Source organism: Ruegeria sp. N11 (assembly GCF_056531525.1).
The window spans coordinates 72,835-88,630 of record NZ_JBQFLX010000020.1 but is presented as its reverse complement, the minus strand read 5'-3'; the positions used below and the strand labels follow the sequence as shown (position 1 = coordinate 88,630).

Below are 15,796 nucleotides of genomic sequence, written 5' to 3'. Positions count from 1 at the left end.
TGGCCGTGCTTCTCTTACTCCCCTGCCCTCCTGAAAGTCTGGAAGGCATGAAGGAGGAACTTCGATCCTGGCCGCGCGCCGACAAGTTGAAATACATGACGCTGGAGGCGCTCAAGCTACATGTTCAGGCGGCTTACGACCTTTGGAGCCGGATCGAAGAGCATGTCGCAAAACCCGGTGAAATTTCGGGTGAACCCGAAGCTTGTTTCGGGTGCCATATACAAGACCAAATTGAAGAAACAATTCTGTCCTGTAACGCCGATGGCGAGAGTTCAATGTCCTCGGCAAAAGCCTCGGAACCAGATTGTTCCGGCTCCGGGCCTGACGGCCCTCCGCATTGCTTAGAAAGCAATCATCCGACAGATACGGCATCGCGCAAGGCCCAAAAACTACCGCGGGTGAATAACCGCATCCTATATGAACTGGCCTCACCCGAGCTGCGCATGCATATCGATATCGCGGGTGGCGGAGATCAGAATTCCAGCCCGTCGCTCTACGCGATTGAGACCGGCGTTTGGTCGCGATTGTCGGAGATCGGCGCCAATGCCTCGGCTTGGCGTACGGCGATTGACCGATTGACCGTGATGGGTGCAATCCTGGCCGGGTTGATCACAGACGCGAGGCTGAGCGATCCACGGTTGCCGCCAGTGGTTAATCCGGGCGGATATCTGCGCGGTATGGTGCACGCAGATGAGCGCGGTGAACTGAACCTGATTTCCAGTTTCATGGGGCTTTTGGCGCGTAGAGCCCGAGAGGAGGAAGACGGGCTTCCGCAAGATCACTGCAGCGGGTTTTAGCCGTGCCGGGTTATGAGCCGCCAGCTTCTCCAATTCATGTGTCTCATCGGCAGGTTTTCGCTCCGTTTCCGCCTCCAGAACAGAACTGTATTCAAATGCATGATTGGCTACGGGAATTCCCGAGTGGTTTGTTCAGCTTTAGGTTGCTAAGCGGCCTCGACGGCAACGCGGAACAGAAAGACGATCTATGAAAATCGCGGACATTGGCAATTCTGAACTGGATTTCAGGCAGACCGGGGAGGCGCGCCTTCAGGAAATTTGTTCGAGGTTCGGACTGGAGAATGCGTCCTACGCCCATATCGACAAGCATCACAACGTTGTCCACGGCTGCACCACGTTCCCGGCCGAATGGGTCAGGCACTACGTCGACAACGACATGGTCCTGGTCGATCCCCTCATCCGGTTTGGCGCCGCAATGATCGCACCAATTGATTGGGCTGTGTTTGATGATCAGCGTGAACACGCACCGCTATTCGATGCAGCGAGAAAATTTGGTGTGGGTCAGCACGGACTATCCATTCCGGTTATCAATCCGTTTGGGGAGCGTGGTGTCTTTACGGTTACCTCCAACCTGCGCCGATCCGACTGGGACGCCTTGGTCGGGAGTATGCTCCCTGCCCTTCGCCACGAAGCGCAGGTCCTGCATCTACTCGCGCTCGATGTGATTGATACAGTTTTCAACTTTCCTACGGATGCGTTGTCCGATCAGGAGATGGATGTTCTGAAGATGCTCGCATCAGGATTGATCCCATCCGTAGTTGCTGGCCAGACGGGGCTCTCCTCCAGGATGGTGCATGCTTTGACGTCTTCGATCGTCACAAAACTCAAGTGCCGGACAACGGAACAAGCAGTGGCGAGAGCTGTCAGCACAGGTATTCTTAAATGGACCGATTTCTTTGCCGACCCGGTCGCCGAACTTGCGGATGTTGAAGGACAGACCCTTTGCGGCGGGATCGTGCGTTGGTCTGGAAGATCACACGAGTTGATCACCTTTGAAGATGGTCGAACGGTGCGGAACTTGGATAGCTTTCAGGCGGTTCAGGTCCAGGAAATTGCCAAAGACTTCAATCTGGATGCTGAAAGGATCCTCGAAGAACTTGGACCCAACCGGGATCAATGCGTGTGGATCAGGCATCTCTGAGTTCGGCCCACGTGCACCGCTTGATTTGCAAAATTGTGAGCAGGGGCAAGTTTCACATAATTTCACTTATGCTTCCGCAATCTGTAGCCGCAAAGCTCAAATGTCACCCATGAGCAATTCAGGAATGTCACTCTCGCCTGCGATGAGGACAGGCAGAGAGTTCGGGCATGGGGTGGGTAATGATGAGCGAGCCGGATTTGAGCCGCATTGTAGTCTTTCCGCAAACTGAGTTGGCCAGATTCGATCCTTTCCGGGCGTTGCAATTAGGTGTCGTTTATTTTTTCTTTGGCGATAGGCTCGTTGAGCAACGCCGTTAGCAGGGGGCATGAGGCCGTACCCTCGGTGCAGGTCTGCACAAGTTCTGCCAGTGCTTGCTCCAACCGTTGGAGGGCGGCGATTTTTGACCTGACGTTGTCGAGATGTCTTGTTGCGACGTCTTCGACGTCACGACAAGCTTGCTCGGGCGCTTTGGACAATTCGCGAAGTGCGCATGCACCCTGAATGGTAAAGCCAAGATCGCGGCAGCGTTTGATGAATCTGAGCTCGGAGATTTCCCGTTCCGTGTATGCGCGGCGTCCCGAGGCGGTTCGACCGGCTTTCTCGACTATGCCTTCCCGTTCGTAGTAGCGGATCGTCTCGACCGACAGACCGGTCAATCTCGCCGCTTCGCCAATCGCAATCATGTGATGACCTTTCCCTTGAACCTGTAGCTACTACAGGGTGCATGTTGTCGGTCATGATGTCGAATTTCACATACCGCGCGAAGCAAAAATCGAGGAAGTCGAACCGGCTTCCGCTCGAGTTCGTCAAAGCCGGAGAAAGCTGACCATGAGCAAGTTTGTTGGCGCAAGCTTTCTTGGATCGTTTACCGCACTTGGCGTTGCGACCTGCTGCATCTTGCCGATGGCCTTGATTTTGCTTGGCTTGGGAGGGAGCTGGCTGGCCGTATTCGGCAAGATCGCCGCCGCGAGTTATTACGTGCTCGGCGGTTCGACGGCCCTGCTGTTTCTCTCTGGCATCGTCGCGTATCGCCGTGGTTCGCTCGACCGCTTCAAATGGTGGCTGACAGGCAGTTTTGCGTTGACGGCCATCGCTTGGGTTATCGTGCTCAACGAAATCCGAATAAATGATTTCCTGATAACCTTGATGTGACGCCATGAGTGAAAAGCACCCGAACCTTGTCAGCACGATCATCTGCCCGGAATGTGGACATTCAAGGCCTGAAACGATGCCAACAGACGCGTGCCAGTGGTTCTACGAATGCACATCTTGCGGAAAAGTCCTGAAGCCACTTCCCGGCGATTGCTGCGTCTACTGTTCCTACGGATCGGCCCCATGCCCGCCAATTCAGGCGGGCGACAAATGCTGCGGTTGATACGGCGACCGGGATGTCGGTTTTGTCCGCAAAGCCGGTCATCAGGCTTTGCGGACGCAGGTATTTTTTCACCGTAGGCTGGAACTTGCCCGGTAGGACAAGGCAGGCGTGAAGTCACGGATCAACTGGTTTGCCGTGAAGAATGTCACGTAAACCAGGCAGCAGAAGCGAGCGCCGTGTTTGTCAGGATCTTGCCAGCGCCATCGGGAAATTATGCGGCCGGGTAGCTGGCGAACACCTCTGTGGTTCCATCCTTGCGGATCAGAAAGACGTCGAAGGCTTCGCGTTCACTTTCCGGCCCCATGCCCGGTGAGCCGAAAGGCATTCCCGGAACCGACAGTCCGACAGCATTCGGGCGTTCGCCCAGCAGGCGCCGAATGTCAGCGGATGGGACGTGTCCTTCGATCATGTAGCCCTCCACGCGACCCGTGTGGCATGACATCATGCCCTCCGGAATCCCATTGGCGGTTTTGTAAGCGTTCAAGGCCTCCCAAGCACTGTTTTCCACGCCTACTTCAAAACCTTCCGCCCGCATGATTTTGATCCACGATCCGCAGCACCCACAATTCGGATCCTTCAGGACATGGATTGAGGGACCGGTTTTCGCGAAGGCGGGAAGCGCCGCGCTGCACGCAATTGCCGCGGCTCCTTGCATCAAGCGGCGGCGGCTCAGGTTATTCATTGTCATGTTCCCTCTTGGGTAAACTTGTCTTAAACCGATATAAAATCGCACCGGTAGGATAAAAGCTGGACCGCATTTACAGGGCCGACTTGTCCGTCACCCTCCGACACTCATCAGATATGGCTTTCTGGGCGACGCAGGGATTTCTCACAATGATCTGGCGCAAACTCTGCTCGGAAGCGGAACCCTCGCTCTCCTTTTTTCGCTGCACCTGCCGTTCTGGGTCCTGCTTGGCAATAACCCGGTTCGCAAGCAACGCCGCTACCCTCCGTTCAAGGCCGGAATTGCGCCTATTTCTCACTGCTGCGTTCTATGGCGCCCACGATCGAACAGTTCTGAATTCCACCACGCCCCGGACACGCCGCGATCAGCTCGTCCAGATTGTTCCTCAACCGTGCAAGCCCTTCGATCCGTTCCTGAATTTCGTCCCGCTTTTTGCGCGCTCTGGCCTGCATCGCGACGCACTCGGTATTTGGTGCCGTGCGCAACTCCAAAATTTCCGCGATTTCTGCCAGCGAAAATCCGAGCTTCTTAGCGCCGGATATGAATTTCAGCCGCCAAAGCGTGTCACCACCATAGTCCCGCGCGCCGCCGTCAATTGGGCGCGGCGGCTGAGTGACAAGGCCCTTCTTTTCATAAAATCTGATCGTCTCGACGCCTATCCCGGTCTCGCGCGCGGCCTGGCCGATCTTGAGTGGTTGCATCGCAGTCTCCCTCCGTCACCGTCATCTTGACACCGTATCATGATACGGAGGTTAAAACATTGAGGTCTTGGTAGTTGCGAGGATGTCAAATGCGGACCTTCCTGAAACGGTGGCTGCTGCCGATATTCGGCTCCGCCCTGGCGCTCTATCTGGTGTTTGCGCTCTACGGCAGCCTCGATTTTGCGCTGTTTCTGCAGGGCCTGCGCGGAGCCAACATGTTCTGGATCGCGATTCTTGCCGCCACCATCCTGCTGGAGCAGCTGATGAGCGGCTGGAAGTGGCGGCAGATCCTGTTCGACGTGAAACCCGTCGGCACCCTGCGGCTGACGGGGGCGCTACTGGCAGGTTATGGCGCAAATGTCCTTGTCCCGCTCGGCATCAGCCCGCTGGTCCGGGCCTGGCTGGTTGCCCGGCTCGACCGCTTGAAGATGGCGACCGTGCTTGCAACCGCGATCATCGCCCGGTTCCTCGACGGCGTCGTTTTCGCCCTTTTTGCCGGAGCGGTGGCCGCCGCCGGCCAGATTCCACAGATCGAGGGTGACCTGCGGCTGGGATTGAGCGTTGCGGGCCTGTTGAACCTGATGCTTTTCGGCAGCCTGCTTTGGGTTCTGTTCCGGTTCCGCGCGTCACTTCTGAGCGAGGACCCTCTGGTCTGCCGACTCTTCGACTGGGCTGCCGCCCGCATCGGGGCCGATGGCGCGTATCTGCGCACCGCGCTCGGTGAAGGGATCGTCTGGCCACAGGCACGGGCCCGCCGCGTCGCCGCCATTGCCGCAGCCATTGCGGGTAAGCTGGTGGCGACAACCCATTTCCTGTGGGCCGGGCTGGCGGTTGGCGTGGTGCTGAGCGCGTGGGATTACCTGTTCCTGATGGTGTTTGCCGGGTTCGCCATGGTTCTGGGTCGTTTCGTGCGCATCCCGGCGAGCTTTGTCTTTGGGGCGGGGTTCGCGCTCAAGGTGCTTGGCGTTCCGGACGAAACCGCCCTTCTGATGATCCTGTTCAACTATGTGCTGACGATCCTTCTGGTGGTCGGGATCGGCCTGACGGTGTTGTGGCAGAGCGGCATCGACATCCGCCGCGCCCGGGCGGAGGCAGAGGCGGCGAATGGCAAGGCGTAATCCCGAAGACACGAGATTTTGGCGCATCGCCGGTGCTGGTGCGGTGTTTCAGGGCGGGTCGGCGGCGGTGGACAGCGCGACGGTGGTGGCCAGTCTGGTGCATATGCTGACCGGTAGCGCGCTGGCCGTGGGCTATGCCAGCACGGTCCTGCGTCTTGGCTGGCTGCTGCCCCAGTTCGCGGTGGGCTACCTCGCCGAGCGCACCGATCGGCGGATGCCGTTCTACGCCCTTGGTGCCTATGGGCGGGCGATCACGGTCGCGATGATCGGTATTCTTCTGTGGTGGGGGGCCGACTGGCCTCAGGTCGATTGGCCTCCGGTTCCGCTGGCGCTCGGGATGCTGGGATTGTGGACGGTCTATGCCTTTGTCAGCGGCGTGGTCGCGGTGCCCTACAACGACATCGTCGGCCGGGCGATCCCGTCCGAGCGCCGCAGCCGGATGTTGGCCTGGCGCTTTTTCGGCGGCGGTGTTCTGGCGGTTCTGGTGGCGGGCTTTCTGCGACACGCGCTCGACGTGATGCCGCCGCTCAGGGCCTATGCGCTGATCTTCTGGCTCGGCGCGGTGCTGATGATCGTCTCTGCGACGCTTTTTGTCTCCGCGGGTGAGCCCGCTACCGCTGCAAGGGCGCCACGGGACCGTCCTGCCAATCTGTCTGGATTTCTGCGCGAAGGTTTCTCGACGCTGCGGCAGGACCACCGGTTCCGGCTGTTCCTGATCTTCCAATGGCTTGGTGCAGCGACGCTGATGGCGTTGCCGTTCTATGTCGTTGCCGCCAGCCGCAGCGGCCTCGGGGCGGCGGATGTCGGAACGCTGTTGGCGGCGCAGACTGTCGGCGCGCTGGCCTCGAATCCGCTCTGGGGCCACATCGGAGACCAGGCGGGCAAATTGCGCCTGCTGGGGATAGTGGCACTGGTGCGTCTCGGACCTCCGGTGCTGGTTTTGCTGCTTGTGGTCACGGGTTCGGGGCTGACCGGTTTCGCGGTGCTGTTCTTCCTGATCGGCGCGATGATGAACGGGGTGACCATCGGCTATCTCGGCTATTTGCTGGAGATCTCGCCCGACGACCGCCGCCCGGCCTATTCCGCGTGGTTCAACAGCTTTGCGGCCCCGGCGGCGCTGGCGCCGCTTGTGGGCGGTGTGGTGGTCAGCATGATCGCCATCGAAGCCGTGTTCATCGCTGCGATCCTGGCCGCGCTGGGACAGGTCGCGATCGCCGCGCGGCTGACACGGGGTTGAAATAGCACCTTGTTCAGGACCAAAGCGTTTCCTCTCAACCCGCAATTCAGATGCGATCCTGTCAAAAGGCAAGATGGCATGTCTAAACATGGGCGAAGCAGAAAACGTTGAGCGCAGCGATTAGAATTGTTCCGTTCAGAACATGACGGCGAGGTCTCTTCTCGAAAACTCCAGAAAGCGGGGTACATGTCGAATTCCGCCACATAGCATCGCGGCGCTGATCGAGGGATATTCGAGGACTGACAAACGAACTTGGTGAGGCACGCGCCTCTGAACAAAGTTCACCGCGCCGTCACCCAATTTTGACCCGTGTGTCGGTGACGAACTCGTAAGGGGGCAGATCGAGGTTGCGGGGCGCGGGGCCTTTCCGAATTCTGCCAGACGTGTCGTAATGTGAACCGTGACACGGACAGAACCAACCGTCCCAGTCTCCGGTGGGTTCGCTGCCGCCCTGCCCGAGTGGTATGCATCCCAGATGGGTGCAAACGCCAATAACTACCAGCCATTCCGGTCGCTGTACGCGCTCGGCGTCAGGTTGCGGGTCGATCATTGGTGCATCGTCTTCTGCTATCGCCAGCGCGATCCGCTCTTTAGTCCGGTGGTCGATAAAGATCGGCTTGCCTTTCCATTTAACAGTGATCCTCGTTCCTGGTCCGACACCTTCAAGATCTATGTCGACAACGGCTTGGGCGGAGATGTCTGCACTGGGGTTCATGCTGTTAACAAGTGGCCAGACCGCCGCGCCCGTGGCCACGATGGCGGCACCGCCGGTGACGAAGTATAAGAAATCGCGCCGAGTTTCAGGCTCTGAAGGTGCCTGTCTTTCAGAAAATTCAGACATATTGTTCCTCCTGTGCGTCAGGACGGGTTCATCGAATTATAGGACTCGGACGAGGTGGATCAGTCGCCTTGGTCCTCTTCTTCACCGCGATGCCCCATTCCCTATTCATCAGAGTGATCTTCGTCGGTGTCACCGTGCAATGCCTTTACAGTTAGTGCACCGGCCGTCAGGTGCAGTTCAGTTGCTGCTCTCCGAATTGGATTTGCTAACATGGCAATTTCCCTTCCTTATTGGGTTACAAATTTGTTCTGATCAGTTGGCCGTTGCTGCTCCTTGTTGCGCAGTGTTCTTGCCGCAAAGCCGCCAGCCATACAGGGCGCCGTTCTCAGTGTTTGCCGTGGCCGCGATGCATTAAGAAATGCATGCCCACGCAGACCAGCAAGAACAGCAACGGAGAACTGAGCAAAGGATAGAGTGTCTCGCGGTATTCCCAGCCCAGAACAGCGGCGCCCAACGCGATCGCAATGACAACCGGGAGCCAATTACGCTTGGCACCGTTGGCCGTCTGATCTTCGGTTTTGGGCGCTTCGGCCGTTACGTCAGAGCTGACCCTTTCGGTCGTCTCCTGTGTGGCGCGGGTTTCGTCGAAATTTGATTGGGTCATAGCTGATTTGTCTCCTTTTCGATGATCCATTGTTTGAGAAAGATGCGCTCATAGACGAAGACCAAGCCGATGCCAGCAACGGCATATACTACGATCATCGGGTCGGAGCGCAGCTTGAGTATTGTGAACGCGGTCAGGACTACGCAGTCCAGCGCCAGGGCGGTCAGCAAGACCCATCCACGGGCTTTGATCTGACCGCGCAAGCGTCGCCAGACACCCCAATGCACCGCCATGTCCATCACCAGGTAAAAGAACGCCCCCAACGAGGCGATGCGAGACAGGTCGAACAACACCGCAAGCAGGCCCGCAATCACGACCGTGTAGATCAGCGTGTGAGACTGGATGCTGCCCGTCATGCCGAAATGGCTGTGCGGGATCATCTTCATGTCGGTCAGCATCGCCAGCATCCGGGACACAGCGAAAACGCTGGCGATCAGCCCCGAGGCCGTCGCCACCATCGCCAGCGCCACGGTCAGGTAGAACCCGCCCTGCCCCAGCACCGGCCTGGCAGCCTCGGCCAGGGCATAGTCCTGCGCCGCGCGGATTTGCTCGGGCGGCAGGCTGACACCGACGGCAAGGGCGACCAGCAGGTAGACCACCGCGCAGATCGCGATCGAGATCATGATGGTGCGCCCGACATTGCGGTGCGGGTCGACGATCTCGGCCCCGCTGTTGGTGATGGTGGTAAAGCCCTTGAAGGCGAGGATCGACAGGGCTACCGAGGCGACGAACCCCAGCGGCGCGGCCGGTTCCGAGCCCTGAACCTGCCAGGTTCCGCCCGCAGCCCAAAGTGCGGCGATGCCGAATATTGCGATCCCGCCTATCTTGAGCGCCGACATGATGATCGACCACAACCCCACCGACCGGTTGCCCGACCGGTTCACCGCATAGGCAAAGACGATCAGCGCAACAGCGACCAAAGACACCAGCGGTCCGCTCTCGATGTTGAACGGGCGGAGCGCATAGGTCGCGAAAGTACGCGCGACGAGGCTTTCGTTGATCACCATCGACAGTGCCATCAGCAGCGAGGCCGCCGCCGCAACCGCCCCGGGCCCATATGCCTTGGTCAGGATCATGGCGATGCCGCCTGATGAGGGCCAGGCGTTGGACATGGCGATATAGGTATAGGCGCTGAAAACCGTCACCACGGCCCCGACCACGAAGGACAGCGGAAACCATGGCCCCGCCAGCCCGGCGATCTGTCCGGTAAGTGCAAAGATCCCAGCGCCAATCATCACGCCGGTCCCCATGGCGACGGCTCCGGTCAGCGAGATTGATCCGGGCTTCAGCGCGCCACTGGCGCCGTGGGTACTATGCTCGTGCGTGCTCAAATCTTCGCCCCCCGCAATCGCAGCGCATTCAACACCACTGAAATCGATGAAGCACTCATAGCGAAGGCCGCAAACATCGGGCTGATCAGGATGCCGAAAAGCGGGAACAGAAGACCCGCCGCCACCGGAACGCCCGAGGCGTTGTAGATCAGGGCAAAGAATAGGTTTTGCCGGATATTGCGCATGGTAGCGCGGGCCAGCCTACGGGCGCGCACGATGCCATCAAGGCTTCCGTTGACCAGCGTGAAGCCTGCACTTTCGATCGCCACGTCGGCACCGGTCCCCATGGCGATGCCCACATCGGACTGCGCTAACGCGGGTGCGTCGTTCACTCCGTCACCCGCCATGGCGACCTTTGCGCCTTTCTCCTGCAGTTCGCGAATTATGCGGGCCTTGTCCTCGGGCAGTACGTCGGCTCGAATCTCATCGATACCCAGACGTTCGGCCACCGCCTTTGCAGTGCGTTCGTTGTCGCCAGTCGCCATGATGATCCGGAAACCCAGTTCGTGCAGCGCCTTGAGTGCGGCTGGTGTTGTTTCCTTGACCGGGTCGGCGACGCAGACCAACCCCGCCACTGAACCATCAAGCATCACGAACATCACCGTTTCGCCGTCATCCCGACGCGCATTGGCCTTGGCCGTCAGTTCGGCCGCCTCGAGTCCGAGATCGGTGACCAGTTTCAGATTGCCGAGCGCGACGGGGCGGCCATCCACCGTGCCTTTCACGCCTTTACCAGTCACCGCCTCGAAGTCACTGGCGTCGGACAGGGCTACGCCACGTTCCTCGGCTCCTGTGACGATTGCCTCAGCTAACGGGTGCTCCGAGCCCTTCTCCAGCGTTGCGGCCAGCCGCAGCACCTCGACCTCGTCATGGCCAGGTTCGGGTAATACAGCCACAAGCTTTGGCTTGCCCATGGTCAGCGTGCCAGTTTTGTCGACGATCAAAGTATCGATCTTCTCGAACCGCTCCAGCGCTTCGGCATTTTTGATCAGCACTCCGGCCTGCGCCCCGCGCCCCGTGGCCGTCATGATCGACATCGGAGTGGCCAGGCCAAGCGCGCACGGGCAAGCTATGATCAGTACCGACACCGCTGCGATCAAGGCGTAGGAGAGCGCCGGAGCCGGTCCCCAAATTGCCCATGCAATAAAGGCCAGCGCAGCTATACTTATGACCGCCGGTACAAACCAGCCCGCCACTTTGTCAGCGTATTTCTGAATTGGTGCGCGCGAGCGTTGCGCGTTGGCCACCATTTCGACAATCTGGGACAGCATTGTGTCAGAGCCCACTCGGGTTGCTTCGATCACAAGGCTACCGGTGCCGTTGATTGTGGCCCCTGTGACCGGCTCGCCTTGTACCTTTTCGACCGGAACCGGTTCGCCAGAGATCATGCTTTCGTCAACAGATGAGCGCCCTTCGAGTACAATGCCGTCTACTGGCACCTTGTCGCCGGGGCGTACGCGAAGGCGGTCACCTACCTGTACTTCTTCAAGCGGAATTTCCTCTTCACTGCTGTCAGGGCGGATAATGCGGGCGGTCTTTGCGGCCATGTCCAGCAAAGCGCGGATTGCCTTTCCTGTGCCTTCGCGTGCCCGCAGTTCCATCACCTGCCCGAGCAGAACAAGTGTAACGATAACTGCGGCCGCTTCGAAATAGACCCCAACATGGCCTTCTGAATCTCGAAAACCGTCCGGAAATATGTGGGGCATCAATACGGCGACAACGCTGAACAGCCACGCGGCCGAAACCCCCATGGCAATCAACGAGAACATGTTCAGGTTCATGGTGCGAAACGAATTCCACCCTCGTTCCAGAAATGGCCAACCGCACCAAAGAACAACCGGAGTGCCAAGTATCAGTTCAATCCATAGGGTTGTTCGCTCACCAAAAATCTCTCGCACACCAGACAGCCCAACGTAGGGGCCCATCGTGAAAACCAAAAGTGGAAGCGTCAGAATCGCACCTACCCATAGGCGCCGAGTGAAATCCACCAGTTCCGGGTTCGGCCCCTCGTCCACCATCGCCGCGCTTTCCAGCTCCAACCCCATGCCGCAGAGTGGACAGGACCCGGGATGGGTTTGCCGCACCTGCGGATGCATCGGGCAGGTATATACGGGTCCGTCATAGCCTGTCGGAACGATGTCATATTCACCGTTCTCGTCCGTCGCGCCATGATGCGCGGAATGGTGGTGATGCGCATGCGCATCCACCTCGCCCTCGGGCACAAGGTGCATCCCGCATTTGGGACAGTCGCCGGGCCCAGATTGACGCACGTCAGAATGCATGGGGCAGACGTAAGCGACCTCGGTCGGGCCGTTCGCGTGGATTCTGATGTCGTGGTCTTCTGTCATGTTCTGCTCCCTGGTTTAAGCTTTGGTCGTAGAGCCGTTTAATTACGCAATGCCGGGCACAGTCCTTCAGGGCAGAACAACCATCTGGTGGCCCTCACCCAGTATCGGCATTTCGGTAATAGCCGTCAGGCTGACTTGATCGACGATCCAGACCTTCGGTTCGGTTCGGCTTGATACCATCACTTTGCCTGAGTTCGGTATGGTCGTCAGGTGATAAGGTGCCGGTGACAGGTTGGTCGAGCGCTGTTTGCCCGTAGCAAGATCAATCGACAACAACCGGTCGGTGCCTTTGGCGGCCACGAACAGTACGCCCTCGCGGTCGGACAGGCCGATCCCGTGCAACTCGCCTCCAATGTCATAGGTTTCGGTGACAGAACCGCTGGCAAGATCTACGCGGAAGGCCTTGCCACCATCACTGTCGGCTACGAAGGCGGCGCTGCCGGTGGCGTTAAGTACAAGATGCTCAGGGCCTTCGCCGACGGGCATGTTGCGTACGACGAAGCCTTTGACGACATCCACTTCGCTAAGTGTACCATTGCCGGTATTGGTGACATAGACCCTGTCGCCGTCAGGCGCGAATACCGCATAGTTGGGCATTGGCCCGGTTGCTACGAAACCAAGGAAGCTGAGCTTATCGAGATCGACGATCGAAATACCGTCACCGCCCGGATGGGTCGCCACCGCGAACCGCCCGTCGGGCGACACCGCAGTGTGATGCACCGCACCTGGAACCTCGATCTGGCGGACGACCTCGCGTGTTTCCGCATCAAGGATCGTCAGCAGGCTCCGCCCCTTGTCTTTGGGCAACGCAGTGACATCGCGCTTGGCGTGGTGCGCAGCGTGTTCATCCTTGGACATACCTTCGGGTTTTGGTGGCGTTGTGGCCTCGGTTTCTGCGTAGCTGCCCGCGACCAGGTACTTAAAGCCGGGCGCGCCGGCCAGCCCATGGACCGCCACGAGCCTCGGCAGCCGCTCGACGGTCTTGCCGGTTTCGGAGTCGATCACCAGAACCGAGTCCGCGCTGCCTTCGGGAATGAACACGGTTGCCGCCAGCGTGAGCGAAGGCGCAGTCAAAGCTGCGACGGACAGGCCTGCGGCCAGATTGAACAGGGTCATTTAGGTTTCCTTTCGTCAACTGAAACGCGCGCATTGGCGGGCACGTGCAGAAAAATCCGGTAGATGACGGCCATCAGGAAGGGCGTCAAAAGCAGGGTCAGAGCGATGGCCTTCATGGCTTTGTCCTTTCAATCAGTTGAGTTTTGTGCGAGCCGCAAAGACATTGAACAGTCCGCCGAACAGCAACGCGGCGTACCAGCCGTAGAGAAACGCCCATAACAGTCCCAACAGGAATGAGGGCAGGCTGAGCCAAGTCATTCCGGGCATCAGGCCGATCCAAGCCCGGTACATGGCAAAACTTGGAAAGATCAGGTCAAAGGCCACGCACAGCAGGTAGGTTGCGGCCAGAAACAGGCTGAGCGCCCAGCCAAGGGTTGTCACCGGAACACCGGGATGATGTTCTTGTGTCCCCATCACACAGGGGCCACAGGTCAGGCGCAACAGTGCGAATAGCACCACGCCCGTGACGAAAAAGTACAGAATGGTAAGCATGGTAAGTGTCCTGAACTGAGTTGGGCCGCAATCAACGGCTTGGGCAAGACCCCGGAGCGATTCCGGAGCCATTGCCGGTCACGTTCAGGACAGGTTTGGCGGATGTGGTAGTGGTGCGACCGGCAGGCTTGCGCGTGGCCGGAACCGTTCTGGCGCCACGGGCGTAGCAATACGCATCGAGAGCAATTCAGGTGCCGCCATAACTGCCATCGCATAGCAGCCCGGGTGCACTGAGCAGTCTAATTCTTCTGATGGATGAGACGCGGGATACCCACCGCTGTCATCGATCACAAGCTCGGCCTGGGTGGCGGCCTTCGCGATGTCATGCCCGGCATGGGACGGCACAACAGAGATCAGCATCGAAACCACCAACGCACAGATCAACAGGACCTGCAGCCGGCCCATGGCTCGGGCCGTCCGTGTCGCAGTTGATATCCATTGTGCGCGGATCACTTAGGGTTTCCTCCATTCTCCAACAGTTTAGGGCCGCTTGGACCGGTCGCATTGATCTGGCTCAATTCGTGGTCTGAAGAGCCAACAGGCATCTTGCGTTTCCAAGCCAACCAGATAAGTGGCGCCCCCGTCAACAGCCCAAGCCCGATAACCGCAAGGCTGGTGCCGCCTGTCGCGGTTTCGGTAATCTGGCTGCCCAGATGGGCCAGAACGAAACTGGCCGGCAGGAGTCCAGCCAAGGTGGCCAGTGCGAACCGCCAAAATTGAAGTCGGGTCAGACCGGCGGCATAGCTGACCATGTCGAAAGAAACGAAAGGCATCAGGCGGCTGGTGAACACGGTCAACATCAGGGCATTCTGCGATCCAAGCAACCCCAAGTCCAGCTTGTCGCCGAACCACTGGCGCAGCGCGTCGCGCCCCAACCAACGGGCTATCAGGAACGCCAGCAGCGCCCCCAACTCCGCTCCGATAGCAACCAATGCGGTTCCCAGCCCATGCCCATATGCCACCCCGGCAGCGACAGCGATCGGAGCGCTGGGGATTGGGCTGGCAACCACTGCGGCTGTCATGAAGCCGATGATGACAACGGGTCCGAACGGGCCGGCCCAATCCACCCACGCAGTAATGACTTCGCGCGATAGTCCTGCGTCCAACGCGCCAGACAGCCACAACCAGATGGTGGCGATCAGCAACGCGATCAAAACCGCGATGAAAACCAAACGGCTATTGCTGTGCAGGCCCTCCAGCTTTCGTTCCTCCTATGACATAGCCCTCCACCCCTAAACGGGAGTGACGGATTCCGAGGTCACTTAGCGATGTATTTGATCAGCGCTACGATCGCCAGAACGATCAACACTGCGATCAGCAACATCCAGATCATTCCAAACCCCATTCCAGCGCCATAGCCCATCATCGCTTTGTTCCTCAGTGGTTTGTGCCGAGTGCGATGACCCGGCTACACGGTTGCGTTTCAGTTGTTGGTTTCAGAAGCCTTTGTCACAGGTTTCGAGGCCTTCATGCCGTGTTTCGGCGACATCGTCTTTGCGCCTTTCTCGATTTCCCCTGTGGTCACAACGCCATCGCCATTGGCATCAAGATGCTGAAATCGGTCCACCATGGTTTCGCGGATCATCCCGGAATGCAGCGCTTCGAACTCATCAATCGACAGGTTGCCATCTCCATTGACGTCATGCGCCTGCATCCGGGCCTTCAGACCTTCGGCGATCTCAGATTCGCTCGGGCGACCGTCCTCGTCCATGTCCAGAACCGCCAGCCAGTTGCCGCCCATCATCTGGCCATGCATTTTCACCATCATTTGCATCATGCCTGCGTGATCGCCCATCATGCCGCCGGGCGCACCCTGCATCATGCCGCCCTCATGGCCCTGCATCTGCGCGCTGCTGCCATGCTGACCGGCGGCAAGCGCGGGCAGCGCCATCAAAGTCGCGGCAATGGCTCCAGCGGCCAGCGTGAAGGTACGTTTCATGACTTTCACCTCTCGGGTTTTTGTTTCTACACAAAGCATATGGCCGCCCTCGGTCGCGCCACCACCCCCCT

General features: G+C 58.9%; 17 protein-coding genes and 1 pseudogene. 6 read left to right on the top strand and 12 right to left on the bottom strand.

Annotated elements, in window-relative coordinates; all coding sequences use genetic code 11:
* Both ACR0J8_RS19395 and ACR0J8_RS19390 read left to right on the top strand, forming a co-directional pair.
* A pseudogene (locus ACR0J8_RS19395) lies at nucleotides 1-797 on the top strand (hypothetical protein); the annotation flags it as partial.
* A 187-nt stretch (nucleotides 798-984) separates the two neighbouring features.
* The gene (locus ACR0J8_RS19390; protein ID WP_170417956.1) at nucleotides 985-1,938 is read left to right on the top strand and encodes a LuxR family transcriptional regulator; all 954 of its coding nucleotides are present in this window, start codon (nucleotides 985-987) and stop codon (nucleotides 1,936-1,938) included.
* A 263-nt stretch (nucleotides 1,939-2,201) separates the two neighbouring features.
* On the opposite strand, the gene ACR0J8_RS19385 is transcribed toward ACR0J8_RS19390, so the two are convergent.
* Nucleotides 2,202-2,621: a MerR family transcriptional regulator gene (locus ACR0J8_RS19385; RefSeq protein ID WP_170417953.1), complete on the bottom strand. Its 420-nt coding sequence runs from the start codon at nucleotides 2,619-2,621 to the stop codon at nucleotides 2,202-2,204.
* 145 nt (nucleotides 2,622-2,766) lie between these two features.
* On the opposite strand from ACR0J8_RS19385, the gene ACR0J8_RS19380 reads away from it, so the two are divergent.
* Entirely contained in the window at nucleotides 2,767-3,090 is a 324-nt protein-coding gene (locus ACR0J8_RS19380) for a hypothetical protein (RefSeq protein WP_170418031.1), read from the top strand.
* Between the two features lie 4 nt (nucleotides 3,091-3,094).
* Nucleotides 3,095-3,313: a GDCCVxC domain-containing (seleno)protein gene (locus ACR0J8_RS19375; RefSeq protein ID WP_237215937.1), complete on the top strand. Its 219-nt coding sequence runs from the start codon at nucleotides 3,095-3,097 to the stop codon at nucleotides 3,311-3,313.
* 211 nt (nucleotides 3,314-3,524) lie between these two features.
* Here the strand turns inward: ACR0J8_RS19375 and ACR0J8_RS19370 are convergent, their stop codons facing one another.
* Both ACR0J8_RS19370 and ACR0J8_RS19365 read right to left on the bottom strand, forming a co-directional pair.
* Nucleotides 3,525-3,797, bottom strand: a complete 273-nt coding sequence (locus ACR0J8_RS19370; RefSeq protein WP_348540343.1) for a DUF411 domain-containing protein — start codon at nucleotides 3,795-3,797, stop codon at nucleotides 3,525-3,527.
* Between the two features lie 488 nt (nucleotides 3,798-4,285).
* Entirely contained in the window at nucleotides 4,286-4,699 is a 414-nt protein-coding gene (locus tag ACR0J8_RS19365) for a heavy metal-responsive transcriptional regulator (RefSeq protein ID WP_170417943.1), read from the bottom strand.
* An 89-nt stretch (nucleotides 4,700-4,788) separates the two neighbouring features.
* Here ACR0J8_RS19365 and ACR0J8_RS19360 point away from each other — a divergent pair, with 89 nt between their 5' ends.
* Complete coding sequence (locus tag ACR0J8_RS19360) at nucleotides 4,789-5,817, top strand: lysylphosphatidylglycerol synthase domain-containing protein (protein ID WP_170417940.1); 1,029 nt, start codon at nucleotides 4,789-4,791, stop codon at nucleotides 5,815-5,817.
* A complete protein-coding gene (locus ACR0J8_RS19355) occupies nucleotides 5,804-7,054 on the top strand; it encodes an MFS transporter (RefSeq protein ID WP_170417937.1) in 1,251 nt (416 codons plus the stop codon). The genes ACR0J8_RS19360 and ACR0J8_RS19355 overlap by 14 nt, the downstream gene beginning before the upstream one ends.
* 292 nt (nucleotides 7,055-7,346) lie before the next feature.
* Here ACR0J8_RS19355 and petA read toward each other — a convergent pair whose 3' ends face one another.
* From petA to ACR0J8_RS19310, 9 genes are all read right to left on the bottom strand, one after another.
* Nucleotides 7,347-7,895 (bottom strand): ubiquinol-cytochrome c reductase iron-sulfur subunit, encoded by a 549-nt coding sequence (gene petA / locus ACR0J8_RS19350; RefSeq protein WP_050605700.1) that lies wholly within the window; start codon nucleotides 7,893-7,895, stop codon nucleotides 7,347-7,349.
* 325 nt (nucleotides 7,896-8,220) lie between these two features.
* Nucleotides 8,221-8,499 (bottom strand): DUF2933 domain-containing protein, encoded by a 279-nt coding sequence (locus tag ACR0J8_RS19345; protein WP_170417934.1) that lies wholly within the window; start codon nucleotides 8,497-8,499, stop codon nucleotides 8,221-8,223.
* The gene (locus ACR0J8_RS19340) at nucleotides 8,496-9,830 is read right to left on the bottom strand and encodes an APC family permease (protein ID WP_255612171.1); all 1,335 of its coding nucleotides are present in this window, start codon (nucleotides 9,828-9,830) and stop codon (nucleotides 8,496-8,498) included. The genes ACR0J8_RS19345 and ACR0J8_RS19340 overlap by 4 nt, the downstream gene beginning before the upstream one ends.
* Nucleotides 9,827-12,112, bottom strand: a complete 2,286-nt coding sequence (locus ACR0J8_RS19335) for a copper-transporting P-type ATPase (protein WP_170418025.1) — start codon at nucleotides 12,110-12,112, stop codon at nucleotides 9,827-9,829. Before ACR0J8_RS19335 ends, ACR0J8_RS19340 begins: the two co-directional genes overlap by 4 nt.
* A 132-nt stretch (nucleotides 12,113-12,244) precedes the next feature.
* The gene (locus ACR0J8_RS19330) at nucleotides 12,245-13,294 is read right to left on the bottom strand and encodes a YncE family protein (RefSeq protein WP_170417931.1); all 1,050 of its coding nucleotides are present in this window, start codon (nucleotides 13,292-13,294) and stop codon (nucleotides 12,245-12,247) included.
* Between the two features lie 132 nt (nucleotides 13,295-13,426).
* Entirely contained in the window at nucleotides 13,427-13,786 is a 360-nt protein-coding gene (locus tag ACR0J8_RS19325; protein WP_152460765.1) for a hypothetical protein, read from the bottom strand.
* Between the two features lie 84 nt (nucleotides 13,787-13,870).
* Nucleotides 13,871-14,239, bottom strand: coding sequence for a hypothetical protein (locus ACR0J8_RS19320; RefSeq protein ID WP_157054266.1), 369 nt, complete (start codon nucleotides 14,237-14,239; stop codon nucleotides 13,871-13,873).
* Nucleotides 14,236-14,958, bottom strand: coding sequence for a TVP38/TMEM64 family protein (locus ACR0J8_RS19315; RefSeq protein WP_331252139.1), 723 nt, complete (start codon nucleotides 14,956-14,958; stop codon nucleotides 14,236-14,238). Before ACR0J8_RS19315 ends, ACR0J8_RS19320 begins: the two co-directional genes overlap by 4 nt.
* Nucleotides 14,959-15,209: 251 nt before the next feature.
* Nucleotides 15,210-15,725 carry an EF-hand domain-containing protein gene (locus ACR0J8_RS19310; RefSeq protein ID WP_170417928.1) on the bottom strand — a complete coding sequence of 172 codons (516 nt, stop codon included), beginning with the start codon at nucleotides 15,723-15,725 and terminating at the stop codon, nucleotides 15,210-15,212.
* Between the last annotated feature and the right edge of the window lie 71 nt (nucleotides 15,726-15,796).